The sequence below is a fragment of the Streptococcus sp. KR genome (assembly GCF_002238115.1).
Lineage (GTDB): Bacteria > Bacillota > Bacilli > Lactobacillales > Streptococcaceae > Streptococcus.
On record NZ_NGVM01000006.1, the window covers coordinates 1 to 20512 of the forward strand.

General features: G+C 41.1%; 19 protein-coding genes and 2 pseudogenes. All 21 read right to left on the reverse strand.

The window, feature by feature from the left end:
* Nucleotides 1-299: pseudogene (locus tag CBI42_RS13485) on the reverse strand (replication initiator protein A); the annotation flags it as partial.
* Nucleotides 300-385: 86 nt separating this feature from the next.
* Nucleotides 386-841, reverse strand: a complete 456-nt coding sequence (locus CBI42_RS13490) for a replication initiator protein A (protein WP_373433757.1) — start codon at nucleotides 839-841, stop codon at nucleotides 386-388.
* A 190-nt stretch (nucleotides 842-1031) separates the two neighbouring features.
* Nucleotides 1032-1568: a helix-turn-helix domain-containing protein gene (locus tag CBI42_RS03070; protein ID WP_094753233.1), complete on the reverse strand. Its 537-nt coding sequence runs from the start codon at nucleotides 1566-1568 to the stop codon at nucleotides 1032-1034.
* A gap of 38 nt (nucleotides 1569-1606) precedes the next feature.
* Nucleotides 1607-1975: pseudogene (locus tag CBI42_RS03075) on the reverse strand (hypothetical protein).
* Between the two features lie 23 nt (nucleotides 1976-1998).
* Nucleotides 1999-2505, reverse strand: a complete 507-nt coding sequence (locus tag CBI42_RS03080; protein ID WP_049510937.1) for a hypothetical protein — start codon at nucleotides 2503-2505, stop codon at nucleotides 1999-2001.
* 125 nt (nucleotides 2506-2630) lie between these two features.
* Nucleotides 2631-3305 (reverse strand): LiaF transmembrane domain-containing protein, encoded by a 675-nt coding sequence (locus CBI42_RS03085; RefSeq protein ID WP_094753234.1) that lies wholly within the window; start codon nucleotides 3303-3305, stop codon nucleotides 2631-2633.
* Nucleotides 3306-3309: 4 nt separating this feature from the next.
* Nucleotides 3310-3756, reverse strand: coding sequence for a LytTR family DNA-binding domain-containing protein (locus tag CBI42_RS03090; protein ID WP_024057602.1), 447 nt, complete (start codon nucleotides 3754-3756; stop codon nucleotides 3310-3312).
* Nucleotides 3757-3869: 113 nt separating this feature from the next.
* Nucleotides 3870-4373 (reverse strand): phosphatase PAP2 family protein, encoded by a 504-nt coding sequence (locus CBI42_RS03095; RefSeq protein ID WP_042751717.1) that lies wholly within the window; start codon nucleotides 4371-4373, stop codon nucleotides 3870-3872.
* A gap of 95 nt (nucleotides 4374-4468) precedes the next feature.
* Nucleotides 4469-6229: an ABC transporter ATP-binding protein gene (locus CBI42_RS03100; protein WP_094753235.1), complete on the reverse strand. Its 1761-nt coding sequence runs from the start codon at nucleotides 6227-6229 to the stop codon at nucleotides 4469-4471.
* On the reverse strand, nucleotides 6219-7988 hold the full coding sequence (locus CBI42_RS03105; RefSeq protein ID WP_094753236.1) for an ABC transporter ATP-binding protein: 1770 nt from the start codon (nucleotides 7986-7988) through the stop codon (nucleotides 6219-6221). The genes CBI42_RS03100 and CBI42_RS03105 overlap by 11 nt, the downstream gene beginning before the upstream one ends.
* Entirely contained in the window at nucleotides 7972-8433 is a 462-nt protein-coding gene (locus tag CBI42_RS03110; RefSeq protein WP_094753237.1) for a MarR family winged helix-turn-helix transcriptional regulator, read from the reverse strand. The genes CBI42_RS03105 and CBI42_RS03110 overlap by 17 nt, the downstream gene beginning before the upstream one ends.
* A 176-nt stretch (nucleotides 8434-8609) precedes the next feature.
* Nucleotides 8610-9326, reverse strand: a complete 717-nt coding sequence (locus CBI42_RS03115; protein ID WP_094753238.1) for a YebC/PmpR family DNA-binding transcriptional regulator — start codon at nucleotides 9324-9326, stop codon at nucleotides 8610-8612.
* A gap of 96 nt (nucleotides 9327-9422) precedes the next feature.
* Entirely contained in the window at nucleotides 9423-10793 is a 1371-nt protein-coding gene (locus CBI42_RS03120) for an MATE family efflux transporter (RefSeq protein ID WP_094753239.1), read from the reverse strand.
* 113 nt (nucleotides 10794-10906) lie between these two features.
* Entirely contained in the window at nucleotides 10907-12061 is a 1155-nt protein-coding gene (recA, locus tag CBI42_RS03125; protein ID WP_094753240.1) for a recombinase RecA, read from the reverse strand.
* Between the two features lie 54 nt (nucleotides 12062-12115).
* Entirely contained in the window at nucleotides 12116-13372 is a 1257-nt protein-coding gene (locus CBI42_RS03130) for a competence/damage-inducible protein A (protein ID WP_084928786.1), read from the reverse strand.
* Nucleotides 13373-13439: 67 nt separating this feature from the next.
* Nucleotides 13440-14477 (reverse strand): glycopolymer--peptidoglycan transferase LytR, encoded by a 1038-nt coding sequence (lytR, locus tag CBI42_RS03135; RefSeq protein ID WP_049487428.1) that lies wholly within the window; start codon nucleotides 14475-14477, stop codon nucleotides 13440-13442.
* 7 nt (nucleotides 14478-14484) lie between these two features.
* Nucleotides 14485-15003 (reverse strand): GNAT family N-acetyltransferase, encoded by a 519-nt coding sequence (locus CBI42_RS03140; protein WP_042751725.1) that lies wholly within the window; start codon nucleotides 15001-15003, stop codon nucleotides 14485-14487.
* The gene (gene tsaE / locus CBI42_RS03145) at nucleotides 14993-15436 is read right to left on the reverse strand and encodes a tRNA (adenosine(37)-N6)-threonylcarbamoyltransferase complex ATPase subunit type 1 TsaE (RefSeq protein WP_049487427.1); all 444 of its coding nucleotides are present in this window, start codon (nucleotides 15434-15436) and stop codon (nucleotides 14993-14995) included. The genes CBI42_RS03140 and tsaE overlap by 11 nt, the downstream gene beginning before the upstream one ends.
* 94 nt (nucleotides 15437-15530) lie before the next feature.
* On the reverse strand, nucleotides 15531-16163 hold the full coding sequence (locus CBI42_RS03150) for a competence protein (RefSeq protein WP_256963627.1): 633 nt from the start codon (nucleotides 16161-16163) through the stop codon (nucleotides 15531-15533).
* Between the two features lie 130 nt (nucleotides 16164-16293).
* On the reverse strand, nucleotides 16294-16716 hold the full coding sequence (gene ndk, locus CBI42_RS03155; protein WP_049552313.1) for a nucleoside-diphosphate kinase: 423 nt from the start codon (nucleotides 16714-16716) through the stop codon (nucleotides 16294-16296).
* Nucleotides 16717-16824: 108 nt separating this feature from the next.
* Nucleotides 16825-20502: a DNA-directed RNA polymerase subunit beta' gene (rpoC, locus tag CBI42_RS03160; protein ID WP_179211357.1), complete on the reverse strand. Its 3678-nt coding sequence runs from the start codon at nucleotides 20500-20502 to the stop codon at nucleotides 16825-16827.
* Nucleotides 20503-20512 lie beyond the last annotated feature (10 nt).

Sequence of the window (20512 nt, forward strand, 5' to 3'; positions counted from 1 at the left end):
ATGAGTAGAGCCATCTTCCAAAAACGAATCATCATTTTGTAGAAGTAGGCTGGGATATTCTGGATTGATTTTCCTTCAGCCTCTCCGGTTTTAATTTTGAAAATCAATTTATCAAGCTCACGTTCAAGATCCTGCAGCCAAACCTCTCCATAAATTTCCTGATCAGCTAAGAGGTTGTTGTAATTCTTCTCAACTTGGCGTTTTGCTTGATAGATTTTATTTTCAAGAATTTTTGCATCTTTTCCAAACAAACTGAGTTTCTGAACTAGTTGAGGAGAAAGAAAACCATGTTGCCCCATTCTAAACGCTTCAGAAATTGATAAATCAGATAAAGATGACTCGCCCTCGTATCGATTAGTATCGTAATCTCTTTTATCATTCTTAATTAGATTATTATTATTTGGTTCGGTATTTCCGAGTTCTTGATTTCCCAAGGACTTGGAGCTATTTCAAAAGACATCTTCAATAATTCTGGATCTGAAACTACATTTTTCGGATACAATCTATTAGGCTGTTTCATGCCTTGACGTTCCTCATCAAGCAAGTGATATTTAATCAATTCTTTCTTCAACTTGATAATTTTATCCTTCCCATAACCAGTATCTTGACATAGTTCATTATTCGGATAGATGACATATACATCACCATTTTTATCCACAAAATTTCCAGTATCTTTAGCGGTTTGAAGTGATAATTTCAAGCGATCATTGATTAACATGTAGACAAATTTTGCTTCAGCACATAATTTTTGATAATAAGTTGTTCCAACTAAGACTTTAGGAAGCTGATAATGAATCTCTGTAGCTTGAATTTGAATTAAACTTTTTCTTCCATATGCCATAAATCAATACCCCACCTGGAATGAGTTCAGATTACACGCAAGCTGATTTTGTGGCGTAAAAGTAATCATCTTTTGTCTTTCTAACAGTGAAATAACCACATCTGCTTCATGGCTTGTCAACTGTCTCAAAGACATTATTTCTTGAATTAACTCCTGTCTTGTCATATGTACGTCCTTTCTACATACTGGTTTATTCTATGGTATTACCTTTAAAAGATAATATCGGAGTATATTCCCCACCTTCAGGATAATAATATCGAATAATACTGTTGTAACTTTCTAAAGACTTGATAACATCTTTATCTGAAATGGTAATAAAAACACAATCATCCTTTTCCTTAAATTTTAATGCTTTAAAAAATTGTTCAGCTTTGAAATTGTTTTCTAAAACCGTAAATTGTATAGCCTGTATCCAAAAATTATAGAAACAGTTATCCAAATCATCGAAAATATCACTAATATCTGGTATATAGTAGTTACTTTTATCTTTAAATAACTTCCTGAAATGACTCAAATGTTTTTCATCGGCTGCAAGATCCCAAATTCCAGACAGATAGATGGTGTTAGTTTTAAAATAGCGAGCAAGAATAGTAAGATCATCACCCATAATATCTCTGCCTAAAACATACATTTCTAGAGAACCTTTTTTAATTCCTGTTTCTTGGCTGACTTGTTTTATTGTTTTATGTTTTTTAACCATTAAAAGTTTTAAATTATTTTGGAGCACCTAAAATTTCCTCGCTTTCTAAGTCCTTTTACTTTTCCCTACACATATCCCATCAATTCTGGATTAAACTCTAGAGTCAACCAATAAGGCTTCGTCCTGAGTTAACTGGCTAGTTTGTCCCAAGTTCCATCTCTCGCTCTTCTGGAGTAAGGATAACTGCCATGTTTATTTCTGGGCTTTAATTAATGAATAACATCATCTTTCATAACTCTCCAGAGAAGACTAGAAGGTCTATAGTAATAGCCATCTCCAAGCCAAACTCTATTGAGATCATCGTATACAGATACTTTTTCATCAGAATTTCCTTCAGGGATACAATCAACCATATTTTCATTCTTATCAAGATCTATTACATCGAAAATTTCTAACGAATCAATATCCATAACAATTTCAATATTATCTGACATTTTTCCCTCCTAACTAAAAACTCTTAGTCAAGAATCAAATCAATATCTTCAGGAGCGTAACTAAGTTTAGCAGAAATCCACGCTACATCACTGTAACGCTTTTCATCTTCTGTATGGAGATTTTTACCTACCAACCAGCTATCATGCTCATCATTCTCTAAACGGACAAATTTCACTGCTCCTTGAGCTGTTTCCAATGTTTTACCTAAAAAGAATGATAGATTGTGTTCACGGATTAACTGTCTAGCCACTTTTGAAGTGGCATCTTTTTCCCGTGTCCATCCGTGATAACGTTTAATGATGGCCTTGGCATCTGCCAATTCTTTGGTTTTCTCCATATCAACGTTGTATTGATCCTCTTTTAGAATCAACTCTGTACCCACGGAAAAATAAGCCGTCTCATTATCTAAAATGAGAGAAAGATTGTAAGGCTCATAATTGTGCTTGGTTTCTCTACGACCGTAAGCCCAAGCTGTTTCACCATTCAATCCATTTTCGTCCGTCAATCTTACTTTTTTATAACCTTTCATTATTTCTTTTTCTCCTTTCTTTAATTTTTGCAACGAAAAAAGAGAGCGATTTTCTCGCTCTCTCAAGATATATGATATTTAATTTTTCATTTTCCCAAAACTCTAGACACTTACGGAAGATTTTTTTATTTGACGTAGACAACACCAAGTTTACCAAAAGCCACTTCCCCGCGAATAATCAAGGTTTTGCTTGTTGGCGCTACAGGAGCGTCTGCCTTGGCTGCACCAAAGGATGTTTCTACTTTCAAATCGACACGCCAGTGTTGTGGAACATAGACGGTTGCATTTCCGAAAGCCACTTCGATATTTAAAGTTGCAAAATCACCTAACATCTCTGCATTGTCATAGTAGATTTTTGCATTTCCAAAAGCAACTTCTACTTGGTCATCTACAAGATCTTGATCTTGTTTATAGAAAGTCCCACTTCCAAAAGCGACTTCCTTGTCTGTCAGAATGGTCTTTTCACCATCATACCACCATTTTTTCCCATACCAAAACTTACTTGAGTGAGTGAGATAGCCAACACCTAGCACTGCTAAGATACTAGCCCAAAATAAAGACTGATTTGGGATAGGCAAAATGTTATAAAAATGATTTGCAATCATTAAGGCTACTAGAGCGGTAAAAACTGCTGATGTCAGGTGACGACGAAGCAAAGATTCAACTGACTGATAGGCAAAAAAGACGATACCAAGTAAAGGCCATATTTTACCATCCAAAGAAGGAATGCCAAAATTTCCTTGCAACAAAATCCATGCTGCTAAAACCAGCAACACAATACCAAATGCTTTCTTTTTCATGTTCTTACCTCATGTTTCTTAGATTTTCTTTTAGGAGGGATTGGTAATGTCGTGAGACATGAACCTCCTTGTGGGTCTGGTAAAAGGAAATGGTGCCTGTTCCTGAAAAGGACTTGTCCACCGAATAAACCTGACGGATATTTGCGATAGTTGACTTGGATACTCGACTAAAATAGCGAGGAAGGATAGACTCTAACTCATAGAGTTTGAGCCGAACTTCGTAGGCATCTTTATGGGTATGGGCATAAATCTTGCTACCTTCCGTCTCAAAGAAGAGAATTTCCGACAAGTCCAGATAATATTCACCCGTCCCCTTGTAAAAAATCAATCTAGGAGACTTGGACTCTTGCAAGAGCCGCTGTAAATCCGCAATCTCATCTGTCAAAGTCGCTGCCTTGATGATAATTTCAGTTTCCTCTAAATTGCTGTCAATTTCGATTCGTAACTTCATTCCATCTCCTTTCTGACTCTACTATATCAAAGCCAAAATAAGAAAACAAGAGCAAAAAAGCAAGTGGTTACTTTAACCCCGTAAGTGGTTGTGGGACCACCTTAACTTACAGGTCAACATAGAAAGAAAATCACACCCCATACAAGAGCACAAATATAGCCAACCACTACATCCTTGGGATAATGCACGCCACCTAAGACTCTCACTAGACCTAGGAAGGCTGATAATGTCAAACAAATCATCCCTATAGGTAGACTAGCATGCATGCAAGCCATGGAGATAATCGTTGCTGAAAAGACATGACGACTGGGCATTGACTGACCAGGACTATCTCTGTCAAGTAAGGGTTTAATATCCCATTCCTCATAAGGCCTAGGGGCATTGATTTTCTTACGAAGAAAGGACAAAATCACAAAACCTGATGCAGGGATAAACACATAGATCAAGACCTGTTTCCCAAGTCCTTGTTGAAGATAGGTAGTTGCTAACAAGGTTAGATAAATCATAGGCATAACTACCGTCATGAACCGATTGAAAGTTCTTAACAGTCTCAGAAAGATAGGCTTATTTTCAATCTTACTAGCAATATGGTCATACCATTCTTGATAATTTTTCATATATTTTCTCATCACTTACTCAAATTTTGCTTATAGGGAAGCACTTGTCTTCTAGTATAGTGCAGAAAAAGAAGGTCGTCAAGCCTTCTTTTGGTTTATTCTTCTGCTTCGTCTTCTGTAAATTGACTGTTGTAGAGGTCAGCGTAGAAACCAACTTGTGCCATCAGCTCATCATGATTGCCTTGCTCGATGATATTGCCATCTTTCATGACAAGAATCAGATCAGCATTTCGGATAGTAGACAAGCGGTGGGCGATGACGAAGGAAGTTCTTCCCTCCATCAAACGATCCATGGCTTTCTGGATTAATTCTTCCGTCCGAGTATCAACAGAAGAAGTCGCCTCATCTAGGATTAGGAGTGGTGCATCTTTCAGCAAAGCACGAGCAATGGTCAAGAGTTGTTTTTGTCCGACAGACAAGGTTACTGTATCATCCAAGACAGTATCATAACCATCTGGCAGGGTCATGATAAAGTGGTGAATCCCCACAGCCTTGCTGGCTTCAATCACACGCTCATCACTAATACCTGTTTGGTTATAGATGAGATTGTCGCGAATGGTCCCTTCAAAGAGCCAAGTGTCCTGCAAGACCATTGAAAAGGCATCATGTACTTCCGAACGCTTCATCTCCTTGGTATCCACGCCATCGATGCGGATACTTCCTTTATCAATCTCATAAAACTTCATCAAAAGATTGACAATGGTTGTCTTCCCAGCTCCGGTCGGTCCCACAATGGCAACCTTTTGACCTGCATGAGCCGTCGCAGAAAAGTCATGGATAATAGTTCGCTCTGGTGTGTAACCAAAGGAGACTCGTTCAAAGACTACTTGACCTTTCATATCGCTCAATTGTCTTTCTTTATGGGATTCGTCTTCCATTTCCTCTTCAGCTAGGAATTCGAAGACACGTCCCATAGCTGCACTAGCCTGCTGAAGACTAGTAATCCCTTGGGCGATTTGCGAAAGAGGCTGAGAAAAGATACGAACGTAAGCCATAAAGGCAACGATAATCCCGATACTAATCTGCCCATTCAGAGCCAAGGCTGCACCAACGATAATCACTAAGGCATAGCTAAAGTTCCCAATAAACATCATAATCGGCATCATAATCCCTGAAATAAATTGAGATTTCCAGATACTATCATACAGACGATTGTTTAATTTCGCAAACTCTTCTTTCGTGCTCTCGATAGCATTGTAACTGGTCACAACATTGTGGCCAGAGTACATTTCCTCCACATAGCCATTGACAGTCGCCAAATCCTGTTGCTGACTCTTAAAGAATCCCTGCGATTTGCCCATAAAAACGGACACGAAAGCAAAACCGATTAGAGTTGAAACAACCGTCACCAAGGCTAAAATCCAGTTCATCCCAAACATGGTTACCAAGACTGCCACGACCAGTAAAGTGGATGAAAGAACTGTTCCCAGACTTTGATTGAGGGACTGGGCTGCAGTGTCAACGTCATTGGTCACACGAGACAAGGTATCTCCTTGAGAATGTCCATCAAAATATCCTAATGGAAGGCGATTGATTTTCTCTGAAATAGCTCTTCTCAAACGCTCTGAAAAACGTTGTATGGCTGTTGTAAACAGAAAGGCCTGTAAATAATTTGATAGAAGTCCGATCACATAAATCACGGCCAAAAAACCACCAATAGCTGCAACCTCCGCGACATCCACACTTGTTTCCAAACCACTGGCAATAATATTAGTCATTTCCTTGATGCGGGTTGGACCATAAACAGTAATGATATTGGATACGATTGTTGCTATAAAGGCTATCAGCAGGGCAAACTGGAGACCTGCAAGATAGGGTTTACTCTGTTTCCAAAGAGACATTTTCTTATTTTCCATGTTCCAATTCCTCCTTCGATAGTTGTGAATAGGCAATTTCTTGGTAAACTTCATTATTAGCTAGAAGTTCCTTGTGGGTGCCTTGTCCCACGACTTTACCTTGATCCAAGACCAAAATCAAATCTGCATCCATAATCGTTGAAATACGCTGTGCGACAATGAGCTTAGTCATAGACTTGGTCTTCTCTGCTAGCTCTTGGCGTAGAACTCGGTCTGTCTTGTAATCCAAGGCTGAGAAGGAGTCATCAAAGATGAGGATTTCTGGCTTCCTAGCCAAGGCACGCGCAATAGCCAGACGCTGTCTTTGACCACCTGAGAAGTTGGTTCCTCCTTGGGCTACTTCTGACGCTAAGCCAGCTTCCTTGTCTTCTATAAAGTTCTTAGACTGGGCCAATTCCAGAGCTTGCCACATAGTCTGCTCACTAAGCGGTGTTTCTTGACTGTGTCCAAAGTCTAGATTACCCTTGACATCACCTGAAAAGAGAACCGCTTTCTGAGGAATATAACCAACCTTGTTGCGCAAATCTTTCAAGTCATAGTCTTGAACATTGACACCATCCACCAGAATTTCTCCTGCTGATACGTCGTAGAAACGTGGAATCAGATTGACCAGAGTTGATTTACCAGAACCTGTTGACCCAATAAAGGCCACTGTTTGACCAGCCTCTGCTCTAAAGCTAACATGCTCAATAACCGCCTCCGAATTTACCGCATAGCGGAAGGTCACATCCTTAAACTCGACCTGACCTTTGAGGTTTTCATCAGCCAGCTGCACTTGAGCAGGGTTTTGGATAGAAGAATGCAAATCTAAAACTTGATTAATCCGCTTAGCAGAGACCATAGTTCGGGGAAGAACGATGAAGAGCGCCCCCATAAGAAGGAAGCCCATGACAACCTGCATAGCATAAGACATGAAAACAACCATGTCACTAAAGAGAGGCAGACGCGCTGTTGGAGCAGCATCGCTGATTACATAGGCCCCAATCCAGTAAATCGCCACACTCAAACCACTTGAAATTCCCATCATGATGGGGTTCAAAATAGCCATAAGACGATTGACAAACAAATTCAAACGTGTCAGCTCATCATTTGCTGCTGCAAATTTTTCATTTTGGTAATCCTCTGCATTGTAGGCACGAACAACACGAATACCTGTTAAACTTTCACGAGTGATACTGTTCAGTTTATCAGTCAGACTTTGAATCAAGGATTGTTTTGGAAAGGCTAGCGTCATCAAAACTGTCGTCATCAAAACATTGACAATCACTGCCACAAGTACGGCCCAGAGCCAGTATTCTGAATGACCTAAAATCTTCCCGATGGCCCAGATAGCCATAATCGGACCACGCGTAACCACTTGCAAGCCCATAGTGATCAGCATCTGAACTTGAGTAATATCATTAGTGGTACGAGTTAGGAGACTGGGAATAGAGAATTTCTTAATCTCTGTCTGTGAGTAGTCTAAAACTCGGTTAAAAATATCACTTCTCAGCCTACTAGTGTAAGAAGCAGCCACTCTGGATGCAAAAAATCCAACTGCGACTGCAGACAAGAAGGCAAAAAAAGACATTCCAACCATCATGCTTGCCGGCTGCCATAACTCATCTAAATTAGTTCCTTGACTACCTAGCAAATCCGTGATTTTAGAGATATAGGTCGGAACTTCCAACTCTAGGTAGACTGAAAAGCAGGTAAAGAGAATGGCTAGTAAGATCATCCCCCATTCTTTTCTACTAATTCGTTTAGCTAATTTCTTCATTCTCTCCTCCTATTCTCTTAATATTTTCCTGTAGTTGATTGAGGACTTTCTCAAAAATCAGTAATTCATCTTCATCTACGTCTTCTATCAACTGGTTGTCAATGCGTTCAAAGAAGGCCTTGACCTGTTGCACTTGAGAACGCGATTTGTCCGTCAGACGAACAAACTTAGCCCTCTTATCAACAGGACTCGTCTCCAATTCCACCAAACCATTTTGCACCATACGCTTGACCAAATTACTAGCAACAGACTTGCTAATATTGAGTTCTTGTTCAATATCCTTGATGAGCGTTAATTCTTGTTCATGCTCACGCCAACCTAAAAAACGCAGGACTTGTCCTTGAGGTCCACCCATAAATTCAATACCACAACGTTTGGCTTCCTTTTGTACCATCAGATGTACCTGGTGTCCAAAACGTTTTAAAACCAACATCGGTTTATCCATACTTACTCCTTTCTAACCATTGCATTTGGTTCTCCTGAGAACTAAATAAGTTTCCATGAGAACTATTTTACCACTTTGAAAAGAGATGTCAAGAAAAAGTTTCCTAGAGAACTATTTTCTTGATTAAAAAAATCCCAAGTGAGCTTATCACTTAGGATCATGTTCTCTAGGTTAAATTAGAACCCGTCTACGTTCGTATAAATCTTTTGTACGTCTTCATCGTCTTCAAGAACACCATACAATTTTTCAAAGGTTTCAAGGTCATCGCCTGACAATTCTACTTCTGACTGAGGAATCATTTCCAACTCAGTCACTTGGAACTCTTCAACGCCAGACTCACGGAGGGCAACGATAGCCTTATGAAGGTCAGTTGGAGCTGTGTAAACTGTGATTGTACCTTCTTCTGCTTCTACATCATCCACATCCACATCTGCTTCTAGCAATTGCTCAAAGACTGCATCCGCATCTTCACCTGCAAATACAATAACACCCTTGTTATCGAAGAGGTATGAAACCGAACCTGAAGCACCCATGTTTCCGCCGTTTTTACCAAAGGCTGCACGGACATTAGCCGCTGTACGGTTGACATTTGAAGTCAAAGTATCAACAATCAGCATAGAACCATTTGGTCCAAAACCTTCGTAACGTCCTTCTGTAAAGGTTTCGTCTGTGTTCCCTTTTGCTTTATCAATCGCTTTATCAATAACGTGTTTTGGCACTTGCGCTTGTTTAGCACGGTCGATAACGAATTTCAAGGCTGAGTTTGATTCTGGATCTGGATCACCTTTTTTAGCTGCTACATAGATTTCTACACCAAATTTTGCATATACTTTAGAGTTAGCTCCATCTTTAGCCGTTTTCTTGGCTACGATATTGGCCCATTTACGTCCCATTAGGAATCTCCTTTTTTCACATTTTAATCTTTCTTATTATAACACAAGTTTTTTCGATTTTCACTAGAGGAAATGGATTTTATTCAGTAAATCCAACTAGGATTGCACTTTGGTTACCAATATCGCCTTGCCTTCTTTTATCAAGGGGTGACGGAACAGTGAGAAGTACAGCTGAATGGTCATGGCAACCCAGATAAAGGGTTCGCAAAGGATAACTCCCTTATAGCCTGCCCAAGGAATAATCAAGACCACAAAAGCGATTTTCCCGATTAGTTCTATAAAGCTAGAAACTAGAGGAAGGATCTTTTGCCCCAAACCCTGCAAACAATTGCGATAAATCAATAAGAGACTCAAAATAGGATAAAAGGCTGAACTGATTTGCAGATAGAGACTTCCATTTTCTATCAAGTAATCATCTGTCGAACTATCCAAGAAGGAAACCAATGCTGGACTGGCAAAAAAGAGGAAGATACAAACAAAAACTGCCCAGGATATACTTAAACGACTGCCGATTCGAAGACCTTGAACAATGCGGTCTGGGCGCTTAGCACCTAAATTCTGAGAAGCAAAGGTCGTCATCGAAGCGGAAATAGCGGTCATAGGAAGAAGGGCGAAGGCCATAATGCGTCGAGCCGCCGTCTGGGCACTAATAATCACTGCACCAAAGGTATTAACAGAAGACTGTAAAATCACACTGCCTATAGATACAATTGAACTCATCAAGCCCATAGCCAAACCTTGCTCCAAGAGATCAGCGTACAAGGCCTTGTTCCATTTGAAATGTTTGAATTGAGGCAAAAGTTCTGGCACACTCTTACGGATATAATAAAAGCAAAGAACCGCTGATAAGCCTTGCGAAATAATGGTAGCAAATCCTGCCGATTGAACCCCTAACTGCAGTTGTGTAATGAAATAGAGATCCAGAGCTACATTAACCAAGGCAGAAAAAATCAGAAAACCAAGCGCAGCCAGACTGTCCCCAATAGATCGCAACAAGCCTGCAAAGAGATTATAAGCGAAGCTAACACCGACACAGGTTACAATCATAGATATATATTGATAAGATTGAGGAAGAATTTCTGCAGGGGTATCCAAGTACTGTAAAAGAGGATACAAGCCAAGAAAGCCCATTAGCATGACCGCAATACTCAAAAGAAAACCTAAAATCCAGGTGGCTGCTACTGCTTCCTTGATTTTTGTAAAATTCCGAGCTCCATAATAACGGGCAATGACAATTCCCATGCCATTGCCAACACCAAGAGTAAAACCTACAATCAGATCAAAAATCGCTGTCGTCGCTCCTACTGCAGCCAAGGATTCTTGACCAAGAAATCGTCCAACAATCAAGACATCAGCAGTATTATAGAGCTGTTGAAAAATATTTGATAGCAAGATTGGAAAGGCGAAGCTTAAGAGCGAGGGAAGAATCGGACCATGTATCAGGTCCACTGTTCGTTTTTTATTCATGAGGCTATTATATCAGCTTTCTAGAGGAGCAACAAGAAACGGCAAACTATGCGCGAGCGGAAAACCAGAATAGGCATCGAAAAAGCAGTGGATTGCTCCACTACTTTAACAACTTATTCTTCAATTTCGATTTCAAGCTCATCGCCTAGGTCAAGAGTCACTTCTTCATTCACAGAGTCTACTTGAGCTGCTTCATCTTTTTTGCTTTCAGCAGCTTCTTCTCCATCAATCAAACCAAATTGAACACGGACTTGATGGTCAATATCATCAAAGACTTCTGGGTTATCTGCCAAGTATTTCTTAGCATTTTCAGAACCTTGCCCAATTTTCTCATCCTTGTAAGAGTACCAAGCTCCTGCTTTTTTGATGATATCCAAATCGCTTGCGATCTTCAAAAGTTCACCAGTCTTAGAAATACCTTCTCCGTACATGATTTCAACGAAGGCTTCCTTAAATGGTGGAGCTACCTTGTTTTTCACGACCTTAATCTTAGTTTCTTTACCGACATTGGTGTCTTTCTGGTCACCAGTTCCCTTGATTTGTGTGCTTCCACGAACATCCAAACGCACTGAAGCGTAGAATTTCAGAGCACGTCCACCAGGAGTTGTTTCTGGATTTCCAAACATAACCCCAACTTTTTCACGCAATTGGTTGATAAAGATAGCAATTGTTTTTGTTTTATTGATAGAAGCACCAAGTTTACGCATGGCCTGGCTCATCATACGAGCCTGCAAACCAACGTGACTATCACCGATATCTCCATCAATTTCCGCACGAGGTACAAGGGCAGCAACTGAGTCGACCACGACAAGGTCAACTGCACCTGAGTCAATCAATTTTCCTGCAATCTCAAGACCTTGCTCTCCTGAGTCTGGTTGTGACAAGAGCAATTCGTCAATATTGACACCAAGGGCCGCAGCATAAGCTGGATCAAGGGCATGTTCCGCATCGATAAAGGCTGCAATACCACCTTCTTTTTGCGCTTGTGCAACTGCATGAAGGGCAACCGTCGTCTTACCAGATGACTCTGGTCCGTAGATTTCGATGATACGTCCCTTAGGATAACCACCTGAGCCAAGGGCAATGTCAAGCGCCAAGGAACCTGAGCTCATAACTTGTACCTTTTGCTCGGCACGTTCACCCAAACGCATGATTGATCCTTTACCAAAGTCTTTCTCAATCAGTTTAAGAGCGTCATTCAAGGCTTTTTCACGTTCAGCCCCGAATTTTTTTGAAATTTCATCTAATTTTTTTGGTTTTTTCGCCATTCTATTCTCCTACATTCTAATGGTCCTCAGACCTATCTACTATTATATCAAAAGTTAGTCACTTAATAAAGCCTTGCGAACTAGGTTAAAGGCATGCATAACCGCAATGTGACGTACATCTGCTCGACTTCTGCCTCCAATATTGACCTTGATGACCTCAGTTCCTTGCTCTTGAGCCAAGCCTATGAAGACTGTCCCAGCTGGATGTCCTTCTAGGCTATCTGGCCCTGCCACACCAGTCAAACTAAGGCCAAAATCAGACTGGGTCTTGATTCGTGCCTGCTCAGCCATCTTCTGTGCTGTAAATTCAGACACCACACCCTGTTCTTCCAAATCCTTGACAGGAATATCCAACATCTTTGATTTTTCCTCCAAGCTATAGGTTACAAAACCACCCTTAAATATACTTGAAGCACCCGAAAAATCCGCTACCCTAGCTTGGAAAAGACCAGCCGTCAAACTCTCAGCAGACGTGATGGTTTTCCCTTGCCTTTTCAGTTCTTCTACCACAATGCTAGCTAAACTAGTTTCTTCCCCATAACCATAACAAAGATCTCGTAAAGAAAGGCCTTCAAAGGTCTGGCGACCTAAGATTTGATTTTCCAAGATATCCAGCACTTGATTCGCCTCTTCTTGGCTGCTAGCTTTTGTTGACAGACGCAGAGTGACTTCTCCTGTCTTAGCATAAGGGGCCAAGGTCGGATCTGTTTGATTATCAATCAAATCAGACAAAATCGTAACCAACTGGCTCTCGCCAATTCCAAAGAAACGAAGAACTCGGGAATATAGCTTACTCCCTGTCATCAACTTGGGTAGAAGGTGGTTTAAGACCATAGGCTTCAATTCACTTGGTGGACCGGGAAGGACGACATAGGTCACTCCAGCTACTTCCAATATTCCCCCCACAGCCAGTCCTGTTTCGTTTGGTAGCGGAGTCGCTCCTTCTACAAGTTGGGCTTGTCTTTCGTTATTCGGTGTTCGGGCATAGTCTGGTCGCTGGGCGAAAAAGACATCTAACTTTTCTTGTGCCTGATGATCGAAGACTAATTCTTTTCCTAAAAATTTAGCTAGGGTTTGTTTGGTCAAATCGTCCTCAGTCGGCCCCAAACCACCTGTCAAAATCACCAGACTACTACGTTGACTGGCAATCTCAAGCAAAGACAAGAGACGAGCTTCATTGTCTCCTACAGCCGTCTGAAAATATACGTCTACCCCAATCTCTGCTAGTTTTTCCGATAAAAACTGGGCATTGGTATTAACAATCTGTCCTGTCAAAATCTCTGTTCCAACAGCAATGATTTCTGCTTTCATGTTTCCTCCTACCTATCTATTCGTATTTTTTTGAAAAAATCGCAGGAAATTTCCCACGATTTCATTATTAATTTTGTTCTATTTCTACACTTGAAGCATTCGTTGGTGTAGCAGTTCTTCCAAGAATTGCTTCGTATAACACAGCATTGGTTTCTACTTCAGTTACTTCCTCTTTACCTAGTGAACGACGTAAGAGATTTTGCATTTCTAACATATGCTCAGTTGTAACAATCTGGTAAGAAATGCCCTGCAGTTCAGCATCTTCTCCTCGCAATTGATGTGTTTCAATATTCTTGAAGGAATCTTGATAACCAAGTAATTGTGGAATACTTTTCGCTGATAAATCAATGTTGGTCTGCATATTGGTACTTAGGGCTTTTAAGATAGACTGATAGTGACTAACACTATTCAAGCTAAGAACTTTTTCAACAACCTTTTGAATGACTTCACGCTGACGCTTCTGACGTCCGTAGTCCCCTTCTGGATCTTGGTAGCGCATGCGAGAATAAACAAGCGCTTCTTCACCATTTAGAGTTTGCTGTCCAACACCAATGGAAATTTTATTAAATTCTTCCTGGTCAGTAATCGAAATTGGAAAACCGAGTGTATTATTTACAGTCACCCCGCCAACTGCATCAACCAATTGTTGCAGCCCCTGCATATTCACCATAACGTAACGATCGATATGAATATTCATCATTTTCTGGATAGTTGAGATTGCCAATTCCGCACCACCACCAGCGTAGGCGGCATTTAGTTTAGCTTCCTCAACACTACCATCTTTATGCTGAATTTTAGTCAAGATATCACGTTCCAAACTCAACATCGTTGTTTTTTTCGTATGCGGATTAACCGTTAAGAGAATCATGGAATCACTATTTCCCTCCCAAGGGTCAGTTCGTTCTACGTTTCCAGTATCAACCCCCATTAAAAGGATCGTTAAGGGTTCAGTCGCCTCAATAACATTGGTTTCTTCCCCTATTTTTTTATAGGTCTTTGATAAGGTTTGTGTGCCTTGCTGATAAATGGTATAAGCAAAAACACCGACACCCAAAACTGTCACAGCTAGAAAAGCTAGCACCATTCCAATAATTTTTTTTACCATATTACTATCAATCTATCAGTCTACCCATCAGGTAAACATCTATAAATTTCCCTTCTTCTATGTACGCACCGCGATCTTGTCTACCTTCAATGACAAAACCATTCTTTTGATATAAATGAACTGCAGCCTGATTACGAGTTTGAACAGTGAGTTGAAGTCTACGAAGAATGCCACTAGCCTGCGCCCATTCTACAACTTCTTCAAGTAACAAACTCCCCAGTCCATTATTCCAATACTTCTTACCAATCACAATGAAGAGATCTCCAATATGCCGAACTCTCTTGCGCTGGTCAGCTGTAATATTTACAATACCAGCAATTTCATCATTCAGCAAGGCTAGTAAAGTGATTTGATTTTCTGAATGAGCCTGTTTATCCAAAAACAACTCCATCTCAGTATCTGTCATCAAAATGCCATCCCTGTCCAGACTGGTAAAATCTGTTTCTACACTGACACGATTTAAAAATGATACTAACTCAGCCGCATCTTCAACTTCTGCTTCCCTAATGAGCAACTCATACTCCATGTTGAAGCTCCTCTAAGAGTTTTTCTGCACGTAAACCCTTTGCTTGGAAATTCAGCCTGCGACCGTCTTCTTCTTTTAGAATTTCCAATTCTAAATAAGTATCTGGTAAGGCATCACCTAAAAGATGTCCCCACTCGATGACAGTCACCCCGCCACCAAAGAGAAACTCATCTAAATCAATAGAATCAGCATCCCCCTCAATGCGGTAAACATCTAAATGATAAAGAGGAAGACGACCTTCATACTCTCTTACGATAGTGTAGGTTGGACTCTTAATCATCTGAGTAATCTGTAATCCTTTAGCAAGACCTTTTGTAAAGGTCGTTTTGCCTGCTCCAAGTTCTCCAGTTAGAATTAAGACATCATTCTTTTCTAATAAATAGCCCAAACGTTCCCCTAAGGACTGTAACTCTTCTTCGTTTTTAGTGTACATGTTTCTATTATACCAAAAACTTGTTCTTTGTCTAGGTATTATCTCTGAATTCCATATTATGAATTAAAAACTTGAGCCAATCCTTGTTATGATCTTAAAATAGGAACAGTAAAAAGACAACTAACAAGATATCTCTCATCAAATGACTGTAAAATGAAACTTCCCAACGAATGACTTTTGGCACCAACAGTTCTAGAAATAGCATTCCCAAGGCAATATAAAAGGTCATGGATAATAGCATCCAAGGATTTCTGAGAAAGATTAGAATAGCTAATCCACTAATAAAACACATTTCCTTCTTTCCAAAAATCTTTTTCAATCCATTTACATACTTCTGAATCGGCAGAAAAACTAACAAATCAATACCAAATAAGAAAAAGAAACTCGGTAGAAAGGCTTCCACACCCCCTTCTACGGATGTATTTCCTGCAAGGATATGCTCTATGACAATTAAAGCTAAACCCAAAATATTTACTAATAGCAAGAGACTATACAAGAATCGTTGCTTATCTTCCTTAAAAACTGAATAAGATTGATTTCCCTGCCCTCTATAGTAGTTTATCCCTGCCCCAATACTGGCAAGGAGCAACATACCTACTAAATAATAGAAGCAGTTTTGATTTAACATCAAGGCCCAAGTCGATAAACTTAAACAAGAACAGCTACTAATACCAAAAACTGTCAGCAATAACAAAATACGAATTTGCTTTTTCATTTTTTCCATCATTCTTCCTCCCTTACTTGCTCTTATTATAGGCTAGAAATCCTCCCCATTGCTAGAATATTTCTCAACTGTCAGTTTTCTACTCTAAAATGCAAAAAAGTTTGATGCAAGTAACCCTTACATCAAACTTTTACTACTTTCCGTCAAACCAAAGAGTAATTTCTCGCTTAGCTGACTCTTCTGAATCTGAACCATGCACAACATTTTGAATAGCTTGGTTTTCTCCAGCAGCTTTTGCAAAATCACCTCGAATAGTTCCTGGTAAAGCTTCTTCTGGACGAGTAGCACCCATCATGGTCCGCCAAGTTTCAATTACTTTGGGACCAGAAATGATACCTACAAGAACTGGGCCTGAAGTCATAAATTCACGAATCGGTGGGTAAAAACTTTGACCAACCAAGTCCTGATAGTGCTGATCAATCAACTCTTCTGAAACCTGTGAACGCAACTCCAATTTTTCGATTGTAAATCCACGTTGTTCGATGCGTTTCAACACTTCACCTACTAATCCTCTTTTTACACCATCTGGTTTAATGATAAAGAATGTTTGTTCCATACCCGTCTCCTTTGTCAGCTTCCTTCTTTTATTTTACCACATTTCATGGAAAAATGGAGAAAGTTTTCAGAAAAGAGAAAGAGAACCCGAAGGCTCTCTCATTCTCTCTTATTCTACTGTTTCTTCCACAGTTTCAACGGCAGTGTCCACAACTACTTCTGTTGTCTCTTCATTTCCTTCTTCCTCTACTGGAGGATTAAGGTATTCTTCTTCGTTGATAGCTTGTGGTTCAAGGTTACGGTAACGGGCCATACCAGTACCTGCTGGGATGATCTTACCGATGATAACATTTTCTTTAAGTCCAAGGAGATGGTCTTTCTTACCACGGATAGCCGCGTCAGTAAGGACACGAGTTGTTTCCTGGAAGGAAGCCGCTGACAAGAAACTGTTGGTTTCAAGTGAGGCTTTGGTAATTCCCATAAGAACTGGGCGACCTGTCGCTGGAACTCCACCTGCAATAAGGACATCTTTGTTGGCATCTGTAAAGTCATTGATATCCATGAGGGTACCCATGAGAAGATCTGTGTCACCTGGATCCATGACACGAACTTTACGGATCATTTGACGAACCATTACCTCGATGTGTTTGTCACCGATTTCTACCCCTTGGCTACGGTAAACTTTTTGTACTTCACCGAGAAGGTAAGTTTCAACTGACAAGACATCACGAACTGCAAGGAGACGTTTTGGTTGGATAGAACCTTCTGTCAGAGCAGCACCACGCGCTACTTGGTCCCCAACTTCTACACGCATACGAGCTGTAAATGGAACGACATATTCCCCTTCGCCAGTTTCACCCTTAACAAAGACTTTCTTAGTACGAGTTGAAGCGTCTTCTTCGATAGCGGTAACTTGTCCTTTAACCTCTGTGATAACCGCTTCCCCTTTAGGATTGCGGGCTTCAAAAATTTCTTGGACACGAGGAAGACCCTGAGTAATATCGGTATTTGAGGCAACCCCACCCGTGTGGAAGGTACGCATTGTAAGCTGTGTACCAGGTTCCCCGATAGATTGGGCAGCGATTGTACCAACTGCTTCACCAACTTCAACCGCATCACCAGTAGCCAAGTTGATACCGTAACAGTGACGGCAGACACCATGACGAGTGTTACATGTAAATACAGAGCGGATAGTCACTTCTTCCACACCAGCATTAACAATTTCACGTGCCTTATCTTCTGTAATCAACTCATTTGAACCGATGATAACTGCACCAGTTTCTGGATGTTTAACAGTTTTCTTAGTATAACGACCGTTGAGACGTTCTTCTAGAGACTCGATCATCTCTTTTCCTTCTGCGATAGAACGGATCAGGAGACCACGGTCTGTTCCACAGTCGTCCTCACGGATGATAACGTCTTGGGCAACGTCAACCAAACGACGAGTCAAGTAACCTGAGTCGGCTGTCTTAAGGGCCGTATCGGTCATACCTTTACGCGCACCGTGAGTTGAGAAGAACATTTCGAGTACTGACAAACCTTCACGGAAGTTTGAAAGGATTGGCAATTCCATGATACGTCCGTTCGGAGCCGCCATCAAACCACGCATACCGGCAAGCTGTGAGAAGTTTGAGATGTTACCACGGGCTCCAGAGTCCATCATCATAACGATTGGGTTCTTCGGATCTTGGTTGGCAATCAAGCGTTTCTCAAGTTTTTCACGGGCAGCACGCCATTCAGCTGTAACGGCATTGTAACGCTCGTCGTCTGTGATCATACCACGACGGAATTGTTTGGTGATTTGTTCTACACGTTTGTGTGATTCTTCAATGATTTCAGCCTTGTCATCAACGACTGGGATATCGGCAATACCCACTGTCAATCCTGCAAGAGTTGAGTGGTGGTAACCGAGGTTCTTCATGCGGTCAAGTAGGGCAGAAGTTTCTGTCGTACGGAAACGTTTGAAGATTTCAGCGATGATATTTCCAAGGTTTTTCTTCTTGAATGGAGGGTTGAGTTCAAGTTTGCTGATCGCTTCCTTGATGTCTCCACCAAGTGGCAAGAAGTATTTAGAAGGAACGCCTTCTGTCAAGTTGGCATTGTTTGGTTCTTGCAAGTATGGTAGACCCTCTGGCATGATGTCGTTGAAGAGGATTTTACCAACTGTTGTAAGCAAGACCTTATGTTTTTGCTCTTCTGTCCATGGTTTGTTAAGACTGTCTGTTGCAATACCAACACGTGAGTGGAGGTGAACATAACCATTACGGTAAGCCATAACCGCTTCGTCACGGTCTTTGAAGACCATTCCTTCACCTTCACGACCAGCTTCTTCCATGGTCAAGTAGTAGTTACCCAAAACCATGTCCTGAGATGGAGTAACAACTGGTTTACCATCTTTCGGGTTCAAGATGTGCTCAGCAGCTAGCATCAAGATACGAGCTTCTGCTTGGGCTTCTTCTGAAAGCGGTACGTGGATGGCCATTTGGTCACCGTCAAAGTCGGCATTGTAGGCTTCACAGACAAGTGGGTGCAAGCGAAGGGCCTTACCATCAATCAAGACTGGCTCGAAGGCTTGGATCCCCAAACGGTGAAGGGTCGGTGCGCGGTTCAAAAGCACTGGGTGTTCTTTGATCACTTCTTCAAGAATATCCCAGATACGCTCATCTCCGCGTTCCACCAAGCGTTTAGCTGCTTTGACGTTTTGTACGATATCACGAGCAACGATTTCACGCATCACAAATGGTTTAAAGAGCTCGATCGCCATTTCACGTGGTACACCACATTGGTACATCTTAAGAGTTGGACCAACGGCGATAACGGAACGTCCCGAGAAGTCAACACGTTTACCGAGCAAGTTTTGACGGAAGCGTCCTTGTTTACCTTTAAGCATGTGGCTCAATGATTTCAATGGACGGCTACCTGGTCCTGTGATTGGACGACCACGACGACCATTGTCAATCAAAGCGTCAACCGCTTCTTGAAGCATACGCTTCTCATTTTGAACGATAATACCTGGTGCATTCAACTCAAGCAAACGAGCCAAACGGTTATTACGGTTGATAACACGGCGGTAAAGGTCATTCAAGTCAGATGAGGCAAAACGACCACCATCCAACTGCAACATTGGACGAAGATCTGGTGGAATAACTGGAAGGATGTTGAGAATCATCCATTCAGGTTTGTTTCCAGACTTGTAAAAGGCATCCAAAACATCCAAACGACGGATGGCTTTGACACGTTTTTGTCCAGTCGCTGTTTTCAACTCTTCTTTGAGTTCAGCAATTTCTTTTTCAAGATCTACTTGTTTCAAAAGGTCTTGGATAGCTTCGGCACCCATTTTGGCAACGAATGATCCATAACCGTACTCACGCAAACGCTCACGGTATTCGCGCTCTGTCATGATAGACTTGTGCTCAAGCGGTGTATCCTTAGGATCAATCACCACATAAGCCGCAAAGTAGATCACTTCCTCGAGGGCACGAGGACTCATATCAAGGGTCAAGCCCATACGGCTTGGAATTCCCTTGAAGTACCAGATGTGAGATACAGGAGCTTTCAACTCGATGTGCCCCATGCGCTCACGACGAACTTTCGTACGCGTTACTTCAACCCCACAACGGTCACAAACAATCCCTCTGTAACGAATGCGTTTGTACTTACCACAAGCACATTCCCAGTCTTTTGTAGGACCAAAGATCACTTCATCAAAGAGTCCTTCACGTTCTGGTTTCAAGGTACGGTAATTGATTGTTTCAGGTTTTTTGACTTCTCCATAAGACCATGAACGGACTTTACTTGGAGAAGCTAGGGTGATTTGCATACTTTTAAAACGATTTACATCAACCACTATTTCTTCC

Bases quoted from the DNA above. Each gene is read 5' to 3' on its own strand.
- recA (WP_094753240.1), bottom strand. From the start codon at position 12,061: ATGGCGAAAAAACCAAAAAAATTAGATGAAATTTCAAAAAAATTCGGG.
- CBI42_RS03105 (WP_094753236.1), bottom strand. From the start codon at position 7,988: ATGAAGAAATTAGCTAAACGAATTAGTAGAAAAGAATGGGGGATGATC.
- CBI42_RS03080 (WP_049510937.1), bottom strand. From the start codon at position 2,505: ATGAAAGGTTATAAAAAAGTAAGATTGACGGACGAAAATGGATTGAAT.
- CBI42_RS03140 (WP_042751725.1), bottom strand. From the start codon at position 15,003: ATGGAGTATGAGTTGCTCATTAGGGAAGCAGAAGTTGAAGATGCGGCT.
- ndk (WP_049552313.1), bottom strand. From the start codon at position 16,716: ATGGAACAAACATTCTTTATCATTAAACCAGATGGTGTAAAAAGAGGA.
- lytR (WP_049487428.1), bottom strand. From the start codon at position 14,477: ATGGTAAAAAAAATTATTGGAATGGTGCTAGCTTTTCTAGCTGTGACA.
- tsaE (WP_049487427.1), bottom strand. From the start codon at position 15,436: ATGTACACTAAAAACGAAGAAGAGTTACAGTCCTTAGGGGAACGTTTG.
- CBI42_RS03110 (WP_094753237.1), bottom strand. From the start codon at position 8,433: ATGGATAAACCGATGTTGGTTTTAAAACGTTTTGGACACCAGGTACAT.
- CBI42_RS03130 (WP_084928786.1), bottom strand. From the start codon at position 13,372: ATGAAAGCAGAAATCATTGCTGTTGGAACAGAGATTTTGACAGGACAG.
- CBI42_RS03100 (WP_094753235.1), bottom strand. From the start codon at position 6,229: ATGGAAAATAAGAAAATGTCTCTTTGGAAACAGAGTAAACCCTATCTT.
- CBI42_RS03095 (WP_042751717.1), bottom strand. From the start codon at position 4,373: ATGAAAAATTATCAAGAATGGTATGACCATATTGCTAGTAAGATTGAA.
- CBI42_RS03090 (WP_024057602.1), bottom strand. From the start codon at position 3,756: ATGAAGTTACGAATCGAAATTGACAGCAATTTAGAGGAAACTGAAATT.
- CBI42_RS03085 (WP_094753234.1), bottom strand. From the start codon at position 3,305: ATGAAAAAGAAAGCATTTGGTATTGTGTTGCTGGTTTTAGCAGCATGG.
- CBI42_RS03120 (WP_094753239.1), bottom strand. From the start codon at position 10,793: ATGAATAAAAAACGAACAGTGGACCTGATACATGGTCCGATTCTTCCC.
- CBI42_RS13490 (WP_373433757.1), bottom strand. From the start codon at position 841: ATGGCATATGGAAGAAAAAGTTTAATTCAAATTCAAGCTACAGAGATT.
- CBI42_RS03115 (WP_094753238.1), bottom strand. From the start codon at position 9,326: ATGGGACGTAAATGGGCCAATATCGTAGCCAAGAAAACGGCTAAAGAT.
- CBI42_RS03150 (WP_256963627.1), bottom strand. From the start codon at position 16,163: ATGATGGAAAAAATGAAAAAGCAAATTCGTATTTTGTTATTGCTGACA.